The sequence below is a fragment of the Devosia ginsengisoli genome, assembly GCF_024707105.1.
Classification (GTDB): domain Bacteria; phylum Pseudomonadota; class Alphaproteobacteria; order Rhizobiales; family Devosiaceae; genus Devosia; species Devosia ginsengisoli_A.
This window is the reverse complement of sequence record NZ_JANQAJ010000011.1, coordinates 426,348-441,730: the sequence shown is the minus strand read 5'-3', so window position 1 is coordinate 441,730 and position 15,383 is coordinate 426,348. Positions and strand designations below refer to the sequence as shown.

General features: G+C 63.3%; 14 protein-coding genes and 1 pseudogene. 8 read left to right on the top strand and 7 right to left on the bottom strand.

Going from position 1 to position 15,383, the window contains the following annotated elements; genetic code table 11:
- Positions 1–541 precede the first annotated feature (541 nt).
- Positions 542–1,414, top strand: a complete 873-nt coding sequence (locus NVV79_RS16170; RefSeq protein WP_303991397.1) for a M23 family metallopeptidase — start codon at positions 542–544, stop codon at positions 1,412–1,414.
- A gap of 55 nt (positions 1,415–1,469) precedes the next feature.
- Here NVV79_RS16170 and NVV79_RS16165 read toward each other — a convergent pair whose 3' ends face one another.
- Positions 1,470–2,351: an ATP-binding protein gene (locus tag NVV79_RS16165; RefSeq protein WP_303991396.1), complete on the bottom strand. Its 882-nt coding sequence runs from the start codon at positions 2,349–2,351 to the stop codon at positions 1,470–1,472.
- A gap of 207 nt (positions 2,352–2,558) precedes the next feature.
- On the opposite strand from NVV79_RS16165, the gene yajC reads away from it, so the two are divergent.
- From yajC to NVV79_RS16145, 4 genes are all read left to right on the top strand, one after another.
- Positions 2,559–2,909 (top strand): preprotein translocase subunit YajC, encoded by a 351-nt coding sequence (gene yajC, locus NVV79_RS16160; RefSeq protein WP_303991395.1) that lies wholly within the window; start codon positions 2,559–2,561, stop codon positions 2,907–2,909.
- A gap of 66 nt (positions 2,910–2,975) precedes the next feature.
- On the top strand, positions 2,976–5,522 hold the full coding sequence (secD, locus tag NVV79_RS16155) for a protein translocase subunit SecD (RefSeq protein ID WP_303991394.1): 2,547 nt from the start codon (positions 2,976–2,978) through the stop codon (positions 5,520–5,522).
- Positions 5,523–5,536: 14 nt separating this feature from the next.
- Entirely contained in the window at positions 5,537–5,920 is a 384-nt protein-coding gene (locus NVV79_RS16150) for an Mth938-like domain-containing protein (RefSeq protein WP_303991393.1), read from the top strand.
- Entirely contained in the window at positions 5,920–6,762 is an 843-nt protein-coding gene (locus NVV79_RS16145; protein ID WP_303991392.1) for a phytoene/squalene synthase family protein, read from the top strand. The genes NVV79_RS16150 and NVV79_RS16145 overlap by 1 nt, the downstream gene beginning before the upstream one ends.
- Before the next feature lie 128 nt (positions 6,763–6,890).
- Here the strand turns inward: NVV79_RS16145 and NVV79_RS16140 are convergent, their stop codons facing one another.
- Positions 6,891–7,343 carry a thioesterase domain-containing protein gene (locus NVV79_RS16140; RefSeq protein ID WP_303991391.1) on the bottom strand — a complete coding sequence of 151 codons (453 nt, stop codon included), beginning with the start codon at positions 7,341–7,343 and terminating at the stop codon, positions 6,891–6,893.
- Positions 7,340–8,724 (bottom strand): annotated as a pseudogene (gene trmFO, locus NVV79_RS16135) (methylenetetrahydrofolate--tRNA-(uracil(54)-C(5))-methyltransferase (FADH(2)-oxidizing) TrmFO). The gene NVV79_RS16140 and the pseudogene trmFO overlap by 4 nt, the downstream one beginning before the upstream one ends.
- Positions 8,725–8,818: 94 nt before the next feature.
- Here trmFO and NVV79_RS16130 point away from each other — a divergent pair.
- Complete coding sequence (locus NVV79_RS16130; protein WP_303991390.1) at positions 8,819–9,472, top strand: glutathione S-transferase family protein; 654 nt, start codon at positions 8,819–8,821, stop codon at positions 9,470–9,472.
- Positions 9,473–9,551: 79 nt separating this feature from the next.
- On the opposite strand, the gene NVV79_RS16125 is transcribed toward NVV79_RS16130, so the two are convergent.
- The 4 genes from NVV79_RS16125 to NVV79_RS16110 form a co-directional block, all read right to left on the bottom strand.
- Complete coding sequence (locus tag NVV79_RS16125) at positions 9,552–9,701, bottom strand: DUF1127 domain-containing protein (RefSeq protein ID WP_082530928.1); 150 nt, start codon at positions 9,699–9,701, stop codon at positions 9,552–9,554.
- Positions 9,702–9,901: 200 nt separating this feature from the next.
- Positions 9,902–10,054, bottom strand: coding sequence for a hypothetical protein (locus NVV79_RS16120; protein WP_186767207.1), 153 nt, complete (start codon positions 10,052–10,054; stop codon positions 9,902–9,904).
- Positions 10,055–10,269: 215 nt separating this feature from the next.
- Positions 10,270–13,167, bottom strand: a complete 2,898-nt coding sequence (uvrA, locus tag NVV79_RS16115; RefSeq protein WP_303991389.1) for an excinuclease ABC subunit UvrA — start codon at positions 13,165–13,167, stop codon at positions 10,270–10,272.
- Positions 13,168–13,383: 216 nt separating this feature from the next.
- Positions 13,384–14,028, bottom strand: a complete 645-nt coding sequence (locus NVV79_RS16110; protein WP_303991388.1) for a LysE family translocator — start codon at positions 14,026–14,028, stop codon at positions 13,384–13,386.
- Positions 14,029–14,218: 190 nt separating this feature from the next.
- Here NVV79_RS16110 and NVV79_RS16105 point away from each other — a divergent pair, with 190 nt between their 5' ends.
- On the top strand, positions 14,219–14,566 hold the full coding sequence (locus NVV79_RS16105; RefSeq protein ID WP_303991387.1) for a hypothetical protein: 348 nt from the start codon (positions 14,219–14,221) through the stop codon (positions 14,564–14,566).
- A gap of 276 nt (positions 14,567–14,842) precedes the next feature.
- Positions 14,843–15,349, top strand: a complete 507-nt coding sequence (gene ssb / locus NVV79_RS16100) for a single-stranded DNA-binding protein (protein WP_303991386.1) — start codon at positions 14,843–14,845, stop codon at positions 15,347–15,349.
- The last annotated feature ends 34 nt before the right edge of the window (positions 15,350–15,383 follow it).

Here is a 15,383-nt window from a genome sequence, read left to right as displayed (position 1 = left end):
ATCGGGGCCGGCCCTTAACCTTACCCAATCCAGAATCCCGCCATGACGATTTCGCTCAAATCGCATCGGCCTTAAACTCGTCTTTACCTTACCGGCCTAGTCTCAAACTCGTGTTGAGTACCTGCGTACGAGTAAGCTGATGAGTATCCGCGTATCCCGTCGGGCGCCCAAAGGTGCCGTTGCAATGGTCGGCCTTATGGTTGCCGCCGTTGCGCTGTCCGGGTGTTCCAGTCTCGGTAGCCGCACGTTTGGCGATCCGACGACGACCGGCTCCTTGCCGCAGAACGCTCCTGCCACAAGTTACAGCCAGCCCATGCCGTCCAGTCTGGGGTCTTCCCCGGTCATGGTGGCCGAAAACCGTTTCCTGCCGCCCGCCAATGTCGGTGGTGGCTGGAATGCCCCAACGAGTGCTGGCGTGCAGCCGGCCTGGAACCAGCCGGTTGCGGGCTATACGCAGCCGACCACAACTGCCGGCGCTCTGCCATCCGTCCAGTCCCAAGACCTTCCTGTACTGAGTAACTCGTCTTCTCAGGGATCCGCTATGCAACCACAGTCCGCCTTCGCCTCGACCGCGCCGATGCCGTCCCCCGCCGTTCTCGGCACCTTGCCGACCAACAGCTCCGTGCCATCGCTCGCCGCGACCACGCCTGCACCGTCACAGCCGGGCGCCACAGGCACCTTCACCCACACCATTGCCAGCGGCGAGTCGCTTTATACGATCGCCCGCCGCTACGAGGTGACGACACAGGCCATCGTCCAGGCCAACAATCTGTCGTCGCCCGACAAGATTGTTGTCGGCCAGAAGGTGATCATCCCCGGCCGCGCCGACCTGCTTGCAACCAAGGCGCCGACCACCCAGGTGGCCAGCACCACGCCGATGGCTACGCCTGCCCCGGCGCAGCAGACCCTCCCGCAGGCCGCTCCCAATGCCCTCCAGGCAGCGACCACGCCGGCCGCAACGCCTACGCTGCCGCAGCAGCAGGCTGCGCCGGCTGCCCAGCCGACCCAGGTTGCCAATGTTCCGGCGGCCGAGCCGGCAATGTCGGGTAGCGACAAGTTCCGCTGGCCGGCCAGCGGCCGCGTTCTGGTCGATTTCGCCTCGTCCAAGGGCACCGGCATCAATATCGAGGTGCCGGAAGGCTCTGCCGTCAAGGCTGCCGAAAATGGCACGGTGATCTATGTCGGTTCCGGCGTCGAAGGCTACGGCAACCTCGTCCTGATCCGCCACCCCAATGGCTACGTCTCGGCCTATGCCCACCTGCAGTCGATGAGTGTCGCCAAGGGCGCTACCGTCGGTCGCGGCGACACGATCGGCGCCGCCGGCATGACCGGCTCGGTGACCAAGCCGCAGCTGCATTTCGAACTGCGCAAGGGCGCCACCCCGGTCGATCCGGTGCCGCTGCTGGCGAGCTGATCAAGCTGAAAATAAACGAAGGCCCCCGCGAAAGCGGGGGTTTTCGTTTATAGCGCTAGATCGCCTTGCCCAATTCGCCTGCCAGTGTCCGCACCAGTTGGATAGCCACGCGGCCCGACCGGGCACCACGAGTGGCCGACCATTCGATGGCGCGGGCGCGCAGCGTTTCGTCGTCGATATCCAGCCCGTAATGGTCGGCATAAGCGCGGACCATGGTGAGGAATGTGGGCTGGTCGCAATTGTGAAAGCCCAGCCACAGCCCGAACCGATCGGACAGCGACACTTTTTCCTCCACTGCCTCACCCGGATTGATCGCCGTCGAGCGTTCATTCTCGATCATGTCGCGCGGCATCAGGTGGCGGCGATTGGAGGTGGCGTAGAACAGCACGTTTTCCGGCCGCCCCTCCAGCCCGCCATCGAGGATGGTCTTGAGCGACTTGTAGCTGGTCTCGCCACTATCGAAGCTGAGATCGTCGCAGAAGACCGCGAAGCGCGCCGCCTCTCCAGCAATGCGGCGCATCAGGGCAGGGAGCGTCTCCAAATCCTCGCGCGCAATCTCGATCAGCACCAGCCGTTCGAAGCCCTCTTCAGCGCGCCTCTGGTTGATGTCGCCGTGGATGGCCTTGACCAGCGAAGACTTGCCCATGCCCCTCGCACCCCAGAGCAGCGCATTGTTGGCGCCATGGCCGCGGGCGAATTGTTCGGTATTGCGCAGCAGGATATCCTGCACGGAGTCGATGCCCTTGAGCATGGCCAGGGGCACCCGACTGACCCTGGGCACGGCCATCAACACTCCGGCATCGCCATCCCAATGATAAGCGTCCGCATCGCCCAGCGCCGGTTGCCCTTCATTGCGACCGGGCGCTAAGGCATTGAGAGAGCGAGCGATTTCACTCAGTGAAGCGGCGATTTCGGCCAGGTATTCCTTGCTGTTCAAGACGGGTATTCCTCATGGTCGGCGCGGCAAATTGCGGCCCCCGGAATGGCTTTGCAATCGCCCGGGTGCAAATGTATAGTCCGCGCGATTTTGACCGGGGCGCAAGTGCAACAAGCCCCAAATGCGTCCAGCAGCGTCGTAACGTTGATGCGGGTCTCTGGCGCTGCCCCTCCACAAGCCAAAAAGAAAAGATAGGAGCCTCGCCTTATGTTTGTAACGCCCGCTTATGCTCAGGCAGCCGGTGCCGCCCCCGGTGGTGGTATCAACGACATCCTCATCCAGTTGATGCCGATCCTGCTGCTGGTGGTGATCTTCTGGTTCCTGATCTTCCGCCCGCAGCAGAAGCGCCTCAAGGCCCAGCAGGCCATGCTGTCGTCCATCAAGCGCGGCGATACCGTTGTGAGCACCGGCGGCATCATTGGCAAGGTTACCAAGGCCGTTGACGGCGAAGACCTCGAGATCGAGATTGCCACCGGCGTCAAGGTGAAGCTGGTGCGTTCCATGGTTGCCGATGTTCGCTCCAAGGGCGAGCCGGTCAACGACAACAAGCCTGCCTGAGGGTAGCGCCCCCCGACTACCGCCGGCGCCCAAGGGCGCCGGTTTTTCCTTTCAGGACGTCCTTTCATGCAGTTTTCGCCTGTTCGTACCGCCATCATCGCCATTGTTTCCCTGCTGGGTATTCTGTTCGCAGTCCCCAGCTTCCTGCCGCAGGATGTGCGCGACGCGTGGCCGGGCTTCCTGCCCAGCCAGACGGTGGTTCTGGGTCTCGATCTGCAGGGTGGCTCGCATCTGCTTCTGCAGGTCAATGAGGACGGCATCGTCGCCGAGCGCCTGCAATCGCTGCGCCGCGACGTCCGCAATACGCTGGCCAACGACAATGGCATCGGCAACCTGATCACCACCGATGAGGCCAGCAGGACCCTGGCGGTCGAACTGACCGATCCGGCGCAGAAGGAAACCGCCCGCACCGCCATCGCCGCCCTGCAGAACACGATCAGCAATTCGCTGATTTCGGTGGGCGGGGTGAATGAACTGGCCTTTGGCGAAACGCCCGATGGCAAGCTGACCGTGACCCTGACCGAAGAAGGCGTCGGCGAGCGCATGTCGGCCCTGGTGGCGCAGTCCATCGAAGTTATCCGCAAGCGCGTCGACGAACTCGGCACCACGGAGCCGTCGATCCAGCGCCAGGGCACCAATCGCGTGCTGGTGCAGGTGCCCGGTTTCGGTGACAGCCAGCGCCTCAAGGACATCATTTCGCGCACGGCGCGCCTGACCTTCCATATGGTCTATCCGGGCATGACCGCCGCCCAGGCCGAAGCTCAGGGCCTGCCTGCCGGCACCATGATCCTGCCCAGCCAGGACGGCACGGACGAGCTGCTCTATGAAGACGTCGCGCTCGGCGGTGAATCGCTGGTCGATGCCCAGCCCAGCTACGATCCGCAGCGCAATATTCCGGTGGTCAGCTTCAAGTTCGACACCCGCGGCGCCATCACCTTCGGCCAGATTACCGGCGCCAATGTCGGCAAGCGTTTCGCCATCGTGCTCGACAATACGGTGATCACCGCACCGGTCATCCAGCAGCCGATTACCGGCGGCTCGGGCCAGATCAGCGGCAGCTTCACCACGGCGACGGCCAATGACCTGGCCGTGCTGCTGCGCGCCGGCGCCTTGCCGGCCTCGCTCGATGTGGTCGAGGAGCGCACGGTGGATGCCAGCCTGGGCGCCGACTCCATCCAGCACGGCCTGACGGCCGGCGTGGTCGCCAGCGTCCTGGTGGTCGCGTTCATGGTCATTGCCTATGGCCTGTGGGGCGTATTCGCCAATGTCTCGCTGATCCTCAACATCGTGCTGATCTTCGGTGCGCTCTCCATGCTGGGGGCCACGCTGACGCTGCCCGGCATTGCTGGTATCGTGCTGACCATCGGCATGGCCGTGGACGCCAACGTGCTGATCTACGAGCGCATGCGCGAAGAACAGCGGTCGGGCAAGTCACCGATCCAGTCCATCCAGGCCGGTTTCGAACGGGCCTGGGGCACCATCGTCGACTCGCACCTGACCCAGCTCATCGCCGCCATCGTGCTTTATTTCCTGGGCTCCGGCCCGGTGCAGGGATTTGCCGTGACCTTGGGCCTGGGCATCCTGACCTCGCTCTTTACCTCCTATACGGTCACCTCGTACCAGGTGCATGCCTGGTATCGCGCGGCCCGCCCGAAAGTGCTGAAAATTCAGCACTTCCGCTTTATTCCCGACGGGACCAAAATCCCGTTCATGAAGATTTCGCGCTACGTGATCGCCTTCTCCATCGTCGCCAGCGTGCTCTCCATCGGGTCGGCCTATTTCAAGGGCTTCAACCTGGGCATCGACTTTGTCGGCGGCACCGCCATCGTCATCCAGCATGACGGCGGTCCAGCCGATGTGGGCCAGGTGCGCGAACTGCTCGACGGGCTCGAACTGGGCGAAGTGCAGGTGCAGGGCTTCGGCACACCGGAGGACGTGCTGGTGCGCGTGCAGGCGCAGGAGGGCGGGCAGGATGCCGACCAGGTCGCGGTTGCCAAAGTGCGCGACGCTCTGGCGACCGAAAATTACACTGTCCGAAGCACCGAGGCTGTGAGCGGAACCGTTTCGAGCGAACTGGCCTGGAAAGGCACGATCGCGGTCGTCGTGGCGCTGTTTGCCATTCTCATCTACATCTGGTTCCGCTTCGAGTGGCAATTCGCCATGGCCGCGATCACCACCACGACGCATGATATCATCATGACGATCGGGCTGTTCTCCATAACAGGGCTGGAATTCAACCTGACGTCTATTGCGGCCGTCCTGACGCTCGTGGGCCTTTCCCTCAATGAAACGGTGATCATTTCCGACCGCGTGCGTGAAAACCTGCGCAAACATCGCAAGATGCCCTTGCCCGAACTGATCGACCTGTCGATCAACCAGACCATCGTCCGCACGTCGCTGACGCAGTTCACCCTGTTCCTGGCGCTGATCCCGCTGGTGCTGTTCGGCGGCGAAGTTATCCGTAGCTTCACCATTGCCATGACCTTCGGCTGCCTGGTCGGCATGTATTCGTCGATCATCGTCAACGGCCCCATCCTCATCAATTTCGGCCTCAAGTCGAAAACCGAAGAGGACAAGCCGGTGGCCAAGGCCGCTGACGGGGCTTCCGTCTAGAGGCGGAGGCTGGTTTGACCGACACGCCGCATTATCCGGGGCAGGTTGGCATCGATGCCTATGGCAATGGGGGCTTCCGCTTTGCGGGCATCTCCCATCGCGGCTCACTGCTCTGCTTGCCCACTGGCATGTTCGCCTGGAATGTCGCCGCTGTGGGTGAGATCACGGCGGAAACCCTCGCGTCGGTCTTCGCCGTGGCCGACGATATCGATGTGTTGCTAATCGGAGTCGGTCCGGACATTGCCGCCATTCCGCGCGAATTGCGCGAGGCCTTGCGCGAGCGCCGGGTGATCGTCGAGGCCGTGAATACCGGCAGCGCCATCCGTACCTATAATGTGCTGCTGGCCGAGGAACGCGCCGTGGCGGCAGCCCTGATCGCCGTCGACAAGGTGCGCTGATGGCCGAGGCCAGCTTTGCTCATGCCGCCGAGGCCCTGCGCCAGAATGACCGGGACCGGTATCTCTCGACCCTGGTCCTCTCAGGCGCCCACCGCGATGCGGTGACCGCGCTCTATGCCTTCAATGCCGATGTCGCCTCGATCCGCGACCGCGTGTCCGATCCGGCACCGGGCGAAATCCGGCTGCAGTGGTGGAGCGATGCGCTGGAGGGCGAGGAGCATGGCGCGGTGCGGCAAAACCCCGTGGCCGATGCGCTGCTCGACACCATTGGTCGCTACTTCATTCCGGCAGGCACGCTGCTACGGCTGATCGGTGCCCGGCGCTTCGATCTCTACGACGACCCGATGCCCGACCTTGAAACCTTTGAGGGTTATGCCGGCGAGACGGTGTCGACGCTCTACCAGCTTGCCGCGATGATCCTCAACGAGGGCGAGACCATCGAGACGGGCGACGCTGCCGGCCATCTGGGCGTGGCCCATGCCATGATCGGCCATATCAGGGCCTTCGGGCATGTTTCGGCGCAGGGCCGCATCATGCTGCCCTGGTCGATCTTCGCGGCCAATGGCGTGCGGGAAGGCGAGATTTTCTCGGGCACCGAGAGCGAAGGCTTGTCCGAAGCGCTCGGCCAGATTGGCGAACTGGCCGCAGAGCATCTGGGGAAGGCCGAGGCGGCGATTGCGGCCCTGCCGGGCCGCCTCAAGCCGGCCTTTGCCAGCATTGCGGTGCTCAAGGCGCAGCTTGGGTTGCTGGCGCGGAAACCGGGCCTTTTCGTGCCGGCTCCGGATGAGCCGGACTGGCGCAAGATTATGCGCCTGGCCTGGTGGAGCTGGCGGAACCGGTAGTGGCACGCCCTCGTGGTTCGAGGGTCGCTGCGCTCCCGCCTCACCATGAGGGCTACTGGAACACCAGGCTAGAAGTAGCCCTCATGGTGAGGTGCGCTTCTTCAGCGCCTCGAACCACGAGGGCGTGGCTACAGCCGGTCCTTGCCCAAAGCTACGAACTCGCCGTGGAACTGGACAGCCTTCTGGCCCTGGTAGTCCAGTGCCGCCTGCAATGCGATGCGGGCGCGGCCCTTGCGGGTCAGCATGCGCAGGAAGGTGTCCCAATTCGCCGCCGACTCGAATGTCGCTGTGGCGGTGAAGTCGCCGGCAATGGGGGCCAGATAGTCCATTGTGCTGCGCTGGATGACGACGCGGCTCGGCAGGCCAGCGGCCACGAGGCGCAGATGCAGCAGGGACCAGGCGGCGAGGGTGGCGATCGAGGCGGCGCTGCCGCCGAACACCGTGTCGCGGTGATTGATATTGGGCGCGAGCGGCGCACTAAGCGTAACCTGCTGATCGGCAATCGAAATCACCCGCACGGCCATGGCCCGCGACAGCGGAATATGGTCGTGCAGGTAGGTTTCGAACTCGGCTTCGGTCATGCCCAGGCTTTCAGGTCCTCCAGTGCGCGGGAGGTGATCGCCCGGCGCTTGGCGATGGTCTTGTCATTGCCGCGCCAGCGGGGGCGCCTTCGGGCCTGGTGACGGTGACTTCCGGGAAGAGACCGAAATTGACATTCATCGGCTGGAAGCTGCGGGCGCCGCTATAGCTTTCGGACTCGATGTGGCCGCCGGTAATATGGTCAACCAATGCCCCGAGCGCCGTGGTTCTGGGGGGCGTGGCCATAGTCTCGCCGCGGGCCTCGGCGGCAGCGAGGCGGCCGGTGATGAGGCCGACGGCGGCGCTTTCCACATAGCCCTCGACGCCGGTCACCTGGCCGGCAAAGCGGATGCGCGGATCATTTATCAGTTTAAGATCGGCTCGCAACACTTTGGGGGAATTGATGAAAGTGTTACGATGCAAGCCGCCAAGCCGAGCGAATTGCGCCTCTTCCAACCCCGGAATCATGCGGAAGATTTCGGCCTGGATGCCGTAGCGCATCTTGGTCTGGAAGCCGACCATGTTCCACAGCGTGCCCAGCGCATTGTCCTGCCGGAGCTGGACGATGGCATAGGGTTTGACGGTGGGGTTGCGCGGATTGGTGAGGCCGACGGGCTTCATCGGTCCGTGGCGCAGGGTTTCGACGCCGCGCTCGGCCATGACCTCGATGGGCAGGCAGCCATCGAAATAGGGGACCTTTTCCCAATCCTTGAATTCATGCAGGGGCGCGGTCTTCAGCGCTTCGACAAAGGCCATGTACTGGTCCTTGTCCATGGGGCAGTTGAGATAGTCCGCACCCGTGCCGCCGGGACCGGCCTTGTCGTAGCGCGACTGGGCCCAGACAATGTCCATATTGATGCTGTCTTTGTGGACGATGGGCGCAATGGCATCGAAAAAGGCCAGCGCATCCTCGCCCGTCGTCGCCAGGATCGCCTCGGCAAGGGCGGGGGAGGTCAGCGGGCCGCTGGCAATGATGACATTACGCCAGTCTGCCGGCGGCCAGCCCGCGATTTCCTCGCGGATCACCGTGATATTGGAGTGATTGTGGATGGCGCGCGTGACTTCGGCGGAAAAGCCGTGCCGATCCACCGCCAGCGCGCCGCCCGCCGGCAGTTTGTGCAGGTCGGCCGCGCGCATGATCAGCGAATTGCAGCGGCGCATTTCCTCATGCAGCAGGCCGACGGCATTCTGCTCGTGGTCGTCGGAGCGGAAACTGTTGGAGCAGACCAGCTCGGCAAAGCTGTCGGTGCTGTGCGCGTCGGTCTCTTTGACGCCGCGCATTTCGTGGACGATCACCGTGGCGCCCGCCTCGGCAGCCTGCCATGCGGCCTCGGAGCCGGCGAGACCGCCGCCAATGATGTGAATAAGTTCTGATGTAGACATGGCGGGCAGATAGCAAGCGCGGCTCGGGGGCGCAACCGGCACTTGTGGTTGCCAGCACGCAGATTAGCATGCGCCGCGAAACGGGAGGATAACTTTGAGTCCAAATCTGACGCTGTGGGGGCGCGCCAACTCTGCCAATGTGCAGAAAACGCTGTGGGCGCTCGAGGAACTGGGCCTGCCCTATACGCACAAACTGGTCGGCGGATCGCATGGCGGGCTGGATGAGCCGGCCTATCGCGCGATGAACCCCAACGGGCTGGTGCCGACCCTGCAGGATAGGGAACTCACGGTGTGGGAGAGCCACGCCACCCTGCGCTATCTGGCTGCAACCTATGGCGAAAACACGCTCTGGCCGGTCGACCCGCGCGAGCGCGCTTTGGTGGATCAATGGACCGACTGGACCGCGACCACCTTCCAGCCGGGCTGGATTGCCGTGTTCTGGCTGCTGGTACGGACGCCACCGGAACAGCGCGACGACAAGGCCATTGCGGCGGCGCTGGCCAAGACGATTGCAGCCCTGCGCATTCTCGATGCGAATCTGGCCGAACGGGATTACCTGGCCGGGGATAGTTTGAGCTATGCCGATATCGCGGCCGGCGTGGCGCTCTACCGTTGGTTCACCATGCAGATCGATCGCCCGGCCATGCCTGGCGTCGAGAACTGGTATCGGCGGTTGCAGGAGCGACCAGCTTTTCGCAAGGCCGTCATGGTCAGTTATGACGAGCTGATTGCCAGACTAGCCTTTTGATCCAAAAAGCAAAACAGCCGCATCTCAGGGAGAGGCGGCTGTTCGATTTGCGCAGGCTGAAAGTTCAGTTGAGCAAATATTAGAGGGCGCTGGCATGATCGCGGGCGATGCGATTGATATCGGTGCGCGAAATGCCCAGATCGTTGAGCTGACGATTGTCGAGAGCGGCGAGCTCACGAACGGTCTGCTGATAAGCGGCCCACTTCTTGAAAGTCTTGCGAATGTCCATTGGAAGTCTCCTTTCGTTTACGAGGCAATATCTAGGGCAGTGCCTGCCAAATGAGCAGTGGGAGATTGGTCAAATGGGTCATGCGTCTAGCGCAGGGCTTTAACCAAAGTCGTTCGTGCGGAGTTAATGCGTCGGGCAAAGTCATGGCCGCCCTGTGGTGGAGAGGCGGCCATGCGGCAGGTTTTGCGGACGGAAACGGCTCAGCGGTCGAACAGGCCGCGTGTCATCTTGGAGAAGTCGGGGCCGGAAAGTCCCAGCAGATCGGCATCACGCGTCGAGGGAACGTCCATTTCCCGCAACGTCTGCTTGATGTCGATCAGGCGCTTCAGGCGCCAGACGGCACGCACAAACATCGGCGTATTCCCTTCAGGTCAGAGTGCTGACACCTGCAAGATGGGATGATTTGCGCGTCAGCACCATGGCGCGAACGTCAAGCGCTTCATGCGCGAGGTGCATGGCGGTTTTTGTCATTTTGTCACATGGGGCGCGGTAACCCGCATTCACCCACCGCCCGCTAATGCTAACGGACTGTTAGCATCGACGGAGCGGAGGCGTGAATCGGGATGGACTATTCGGCGGCCCGTGTCGCGAAATGCGGGCGCCTGGCCATGACTTCCTTGAGGAACTGGCCAGTATAGGAGCGGGCATTGGCGGCAACGTCTTCCGGCGTACCCACCGCGACGATCTCGCCGCCGCCATCGCCGCCCTCGGGACCGAGGTCGATGACCCAGTCGGCAGTCTTGATGACTTCGAGATTGTGCTCGATGACGATGACCGTATTGCCGCCCTCTACCAGCTCATGCAGCACGTCGAGCAGCTTGGCCACGTCGTGGAAATGCAGGCCCGTGGTCGGCTCGTCCAGCATGTAGAGCGTGCGGCCGGTGGCGCGCTTGGAGAGCTCCTTGGAGAGCTTGACGCGCTGCGCCTCGCCACCCGACAGGGTGTTAGCCGGTTGTCCCACTTTCACGTAGCCCAGACCCACCCGCTGCAGGGTGGCGAACTTGTCGCGGATGACAGGCACGGCGGAGAAGAAATCCACGCCCTCGTCGATGGTCATGTCGAGCACGTCGGAGATGGACTTGCCCTTGAACTGCACTTCCAGCGTCTCTCTGTTATAGCGCTTGCCCTTGCAGACGTCGCAGGTGACATAGACGTCGGGCAGGAAATGCATCTCGATCTTGAGCACGCCATCGCCCTCGCATTTCTCGCAGCGGCCGCCCTTGACGTTGAAGCTGAAGCGGCCCGGCCCGTAACCGCGGGCTTTCGCTTCCGGCAGGCCGGCGAACCATTCGCGCAGGGGCGTGAAGGCGCCGGTATAGGTAGCCGGGTTGGAGCGCGGCGTGCGGCCGATGGGCGACTGGTCGATATCGATGACCTTGTCGAGGAATTCGAGGCCGGTGAGCGACTCATGGGGGGCAGGGACCACGCGAGCGCCGTTCAGGCGCCGGGCGATGGCCTGGTACATGGTGTCGATCATCAGTGTCGACTTGCCTCCGCCGGAAACGCCAGTAATGGCGACGAAGAGGCCGAGCGGCACATCGACCGAGACATTCTTGAGATTGTTGCCGGTGGCGCCCTTCACCGAGAGCACCTTGCCCTTCTTGCCCTCGCGGCGTTCGACCGGCATGGCAATGCCCATGCGGCCGGAGAGATATTTACCGGTCAGGGAGTCCGGGTGGTTGAGAATGTCCTGCGGGGTGCCTTCGGCGACGATATGGCCGCCATGCACGCCGGCGCCGGGGCCGATATCGACCACATAGTCGGCTGTCATGATGGCGTCTTCGTCATGCTCGACGACGATCACCGTGTTGCCGATGTCGCGCAGGCGCTGCAGGGTTTCGAGCAGGCGGGCATTGTCGCGCTGATGCAGGCCAATGGAGGGCTCGTCCAGCACATAGAGCACGCCGGTCAGCCCCGAGCCGATCTGGCTGGCCAGCCGGATGCGCTGGCTCTCGCCACCCGACAGGGTGCCGGAATTGCGCGCCATGGTGAGATAGTCGAGGCCGACATCGATGAGGAAGTTCAGCCGCTCGCGGATTTCCTTGAGGATGCGCTCGCCGATGAGCTTCTGGTTGGGCGTGAACTTTTCCGGCAGCGCCTCGAACCATTCGGCGGCCACGCGAATGGACTTCTCGGTGACCTGGCCGACATGCAGGCCATCGATCTTGACCGCGAGGGATTCCGGCTTGAGGCGATAGCCGCCACAGGCCACGCAGGGCTTGGCCGACATGTATTTTTCGATCTCTTCGCGCATGCCGGCGCTTTCGGTTTCCTTGTAGCGGCGCTCAAGGTTGCCGATGACGCCCTCGAAGACCTTTGTAGTCTTGTACTGGCGCAGGCCATCGTCATAGACGAAGTCGATCTTGGTCTTGTCGGTGCCGTAGAGTACGGCATGCTGTACTTCGAACGGCAGCTCGTTCCAGGCCGTGCCGGTCGAAGCGCCGTAATGCTTCACCACGGCCTGCAGGGTCTGCTGGTAATAGGGTGCCGAGGTCTTGGACCAGGGCAGGATGGCGCCGTCGCGCAGCGACAGGGTGGCATCCGGCACGATCTGATCGGGATCGATCTTCTGCTCGGTGCCCAGGCCATCGCAGACCGGGCAGGCGCCGAACGGGTTGTTGAAGGAGAACAGGCGCGGCTCGATTTCGGCAATGGTGAAGCCGGAAACCGGGCAGGCGAACTTTTCCGAGAAGGTGACCTGGCGCGGGGTGCCATCCTCGTTCTTCTCGTCGGCCAGTTCGACCAGGGCGATGCCATCGGCCAGCTTCAGCGCGGTCTCGAAACTCTCGGCCAGGCGCCCGGCAATGTCGGGGCCGACCACGACGCGGTCCACCACCACCTCGATGTCGTGCTTGAACTTCTTGTCGAGGGCGGGAGCATCCTCGATCTCGTGATACTCGCCGTCGATCTTGACGCGCTGGAAACCCTTGCGCATCAGGTCGGCCAGTTCCTTCTTGTATTCGCCCTTGCGGCCGCGGGCGATCGGCGCCAGCAGGTAGAGGCGGGTGCCCTCGGGCATTTCCAGCACCTTGTCGACCATCTGGCTGACCGTCTGGCTTTCGATGGGTAGGCCGGTGGCGGGCGAATAGGGCACACCGACGCGCGCATAGAGCAGGCGCAGGTAATCGTAGATCTCGGTGACGGTGCCGACCGTGGAGCGCGGGTTACGCGACGTCGTCTTCTGCTCGATGGAGATGGCGGGGCTGAGGCCCTCGATATGCTCCACATCGGGCTTCTGCATCATTTCGAGGAACTGGCGGGCATAGGCCGACAGGCTTTCGACATAGCGGCGCTGGCCTTCGGCATAGATGGTGTCGAAAGCGAGCGAGGATTTGCCCGAGCCGGAAAGGCCGGTCATGACGATGAGGCTGTCGCGCGGGAGCCGGAGGTCGATACCCTTGAGATTGTGCTCGCGGGCGCCGCGCACGATGATCTCACGGTTCTGGCTGGGCTTTGGCGTCATCATTTCAGTCCATGGCTCTCTGCGCGCAAGGGCGGCGCGGCGGCAAAATCGATATCGGGCTTCGGTTCAGGGGAGCCATTCAGATAGGCTCGGTTGGTCCCTCTCGCAAGCGGTCTCGGCGCATGGCCGCCCCTCGGTCCGCTCACCTTAGCGTGTCCCCGATCGCTTGCCAAAGCGTCCTTCGTCGCCTGGAACATAAGCGGAACAATAGGGATTCGGTCAAGGGCCGACATGCTGGGTCAATCCGTGCCAGGCTGTAAACAAGGCCGCCGCGACGAATAACGCGCCGGCGCCGCGACCGATCCAGATGGTGACGTCAGGGTGGCCGACCAGCGCATCGCGCCCGCGGCCGGCGGCCAGCGCCAGCCCGCCATAGATGAGGAATTGCATGGCGACCGTCATCAACCCCATGACCAGAGCCTGCGACCAGATCGGCCCATATTCGGGCCGCATGAATTGCGGGAACACGGCGAGGACGAAGAGATAGGCTTTGGGATTGAGCAGGCAGGTGACGAGACCCTGGCGGAAGGCGACCCAGTCGGACCGCGTCGTGGCGCGGCCGATGCTGTCCACGGTGATGGTGCTGCGCAGCAAAGTATAGCCGATCCAGCCCATATAGGGCGCGCCGACCAGGATCATCACCTGGAAGAGCATGGTGGGCAACTGGGTCAGGACGCCGACGGCCAGCGCGCCGAACATCGTATGGACCGCACCGCCCAGCATGATGCCGCCAACGGCGCTGAACCCGGCGCGGCGGCCGCGCGTCAGCGCATTGGCGAGGACGAAGAACATGTCCATGCCCGGCACAACGATGATGCCGAACAGCAGGATGAGGTAGAGCCAGAGCGCCTGCGCGTAGTCCATGACGGGTTTCCATGTGTGCGACTGGCTTTGGGGCAGGGCTGCTGACAGGGAGTGTCAGGAGAAGGGGAAGGATCTGTTCAACCTGGACCGCGGGCTCGTGGGGATTAATCGGAGCATTACCAGTCTCCGCATGCTATCGTCACTATCTGGCCGCAATCCTGCGGCCTTTCCCGATACAGATCGGACTCTCATGCAAATTCCTGAATGGACGAAACCCGCGCTTTACGGCGCGGCGACCGGCGCTGTCGCCCTTGCCATCATCGGCTTTACCTGGGGTGGCTGGGTGACCGGCGGCAGTGCCCAGGATCTGGCGTCCAAGCGCTCTGCGATCGACCTGGCGGCCGCCTTGACGCCCTATTGCGTGGAGCGGTCGCGGACCGATGCCAACTCCGTCGCGGTGCTGGCGGAATTCACCTCCGCCTCGGCCTATTCGCGACGCGGGATCATCGAAAAATCCGGCTGGGCGACACCGCTGGGTGCCGAGGCGCCGAACAAGGACCTCGCGCAGGCCTGCGCATTGGCACTCACGCCGGCCTGATACGGGTAGAGCAGGCCGTGGGGGCGCCGGCAAACGGCATTCCCACGGCTTGACTCCGTCGCCAAATAGAACATAACATGAACATATGGCGGTGTGACCGGCAGCGTCTTATATGTTCAAAACATCGGTTCTGGCGCGCGCAGCAACCGCGGAAGCGCTAGAACCGTTGCAGCAAGACCGATGAACGGCCCGCGCCTGGGCGGGCAGGGCTTGCGCAGGGTAAGTAAGCGTCCCGCGACCACGCAGACCGGGACTGAATCGAAAAGGAATTTTGCCATGGCAGGCAGCGTGAACAAGGTCATCCTGGTCGGCAATCTCGGGGCCGATCCCGAGGTGCGCAATCTCCCCAGCGGTGGCAAGGTGGTCAATCTCAGCGTCGCCACCTCCGAGAACTGGAAAGACAAGAATACCGGCGAGCGCCGCGAAAAGACCGAGTGGCACCGTGTGGTGATCTTCTCGGAAGGGCTGGCGCGCGTAGCCGAGAGCTATTTGCGCAAGGGCAGCAAGGTCTATCTCGAAGGCCAGTTGCAGACCCGCAAGTGGCAGGACCAGTCCGGCGCCGACAAGTATTCCACCGAAGTGGTGCTGCAGGGCTTCAACTCGAACCTGACGCTGCTCGATGGTCGCGGCGACGGCGACAGTGCCGGCGGCGGCTATGGCGGTGGCGACACCGGCTTCCGCGGCGTGCGCGACAACAACAATGGCGGCGGTGGCGGCCAGCGCCCCCGCGCCAATGCCCCGGCCTTCGAGCCTGGCGGCATGGACGACGACATTCCGTTCTGAGGAGACGGCCTCTCCCTTCTGGGAAGGGGGCGGG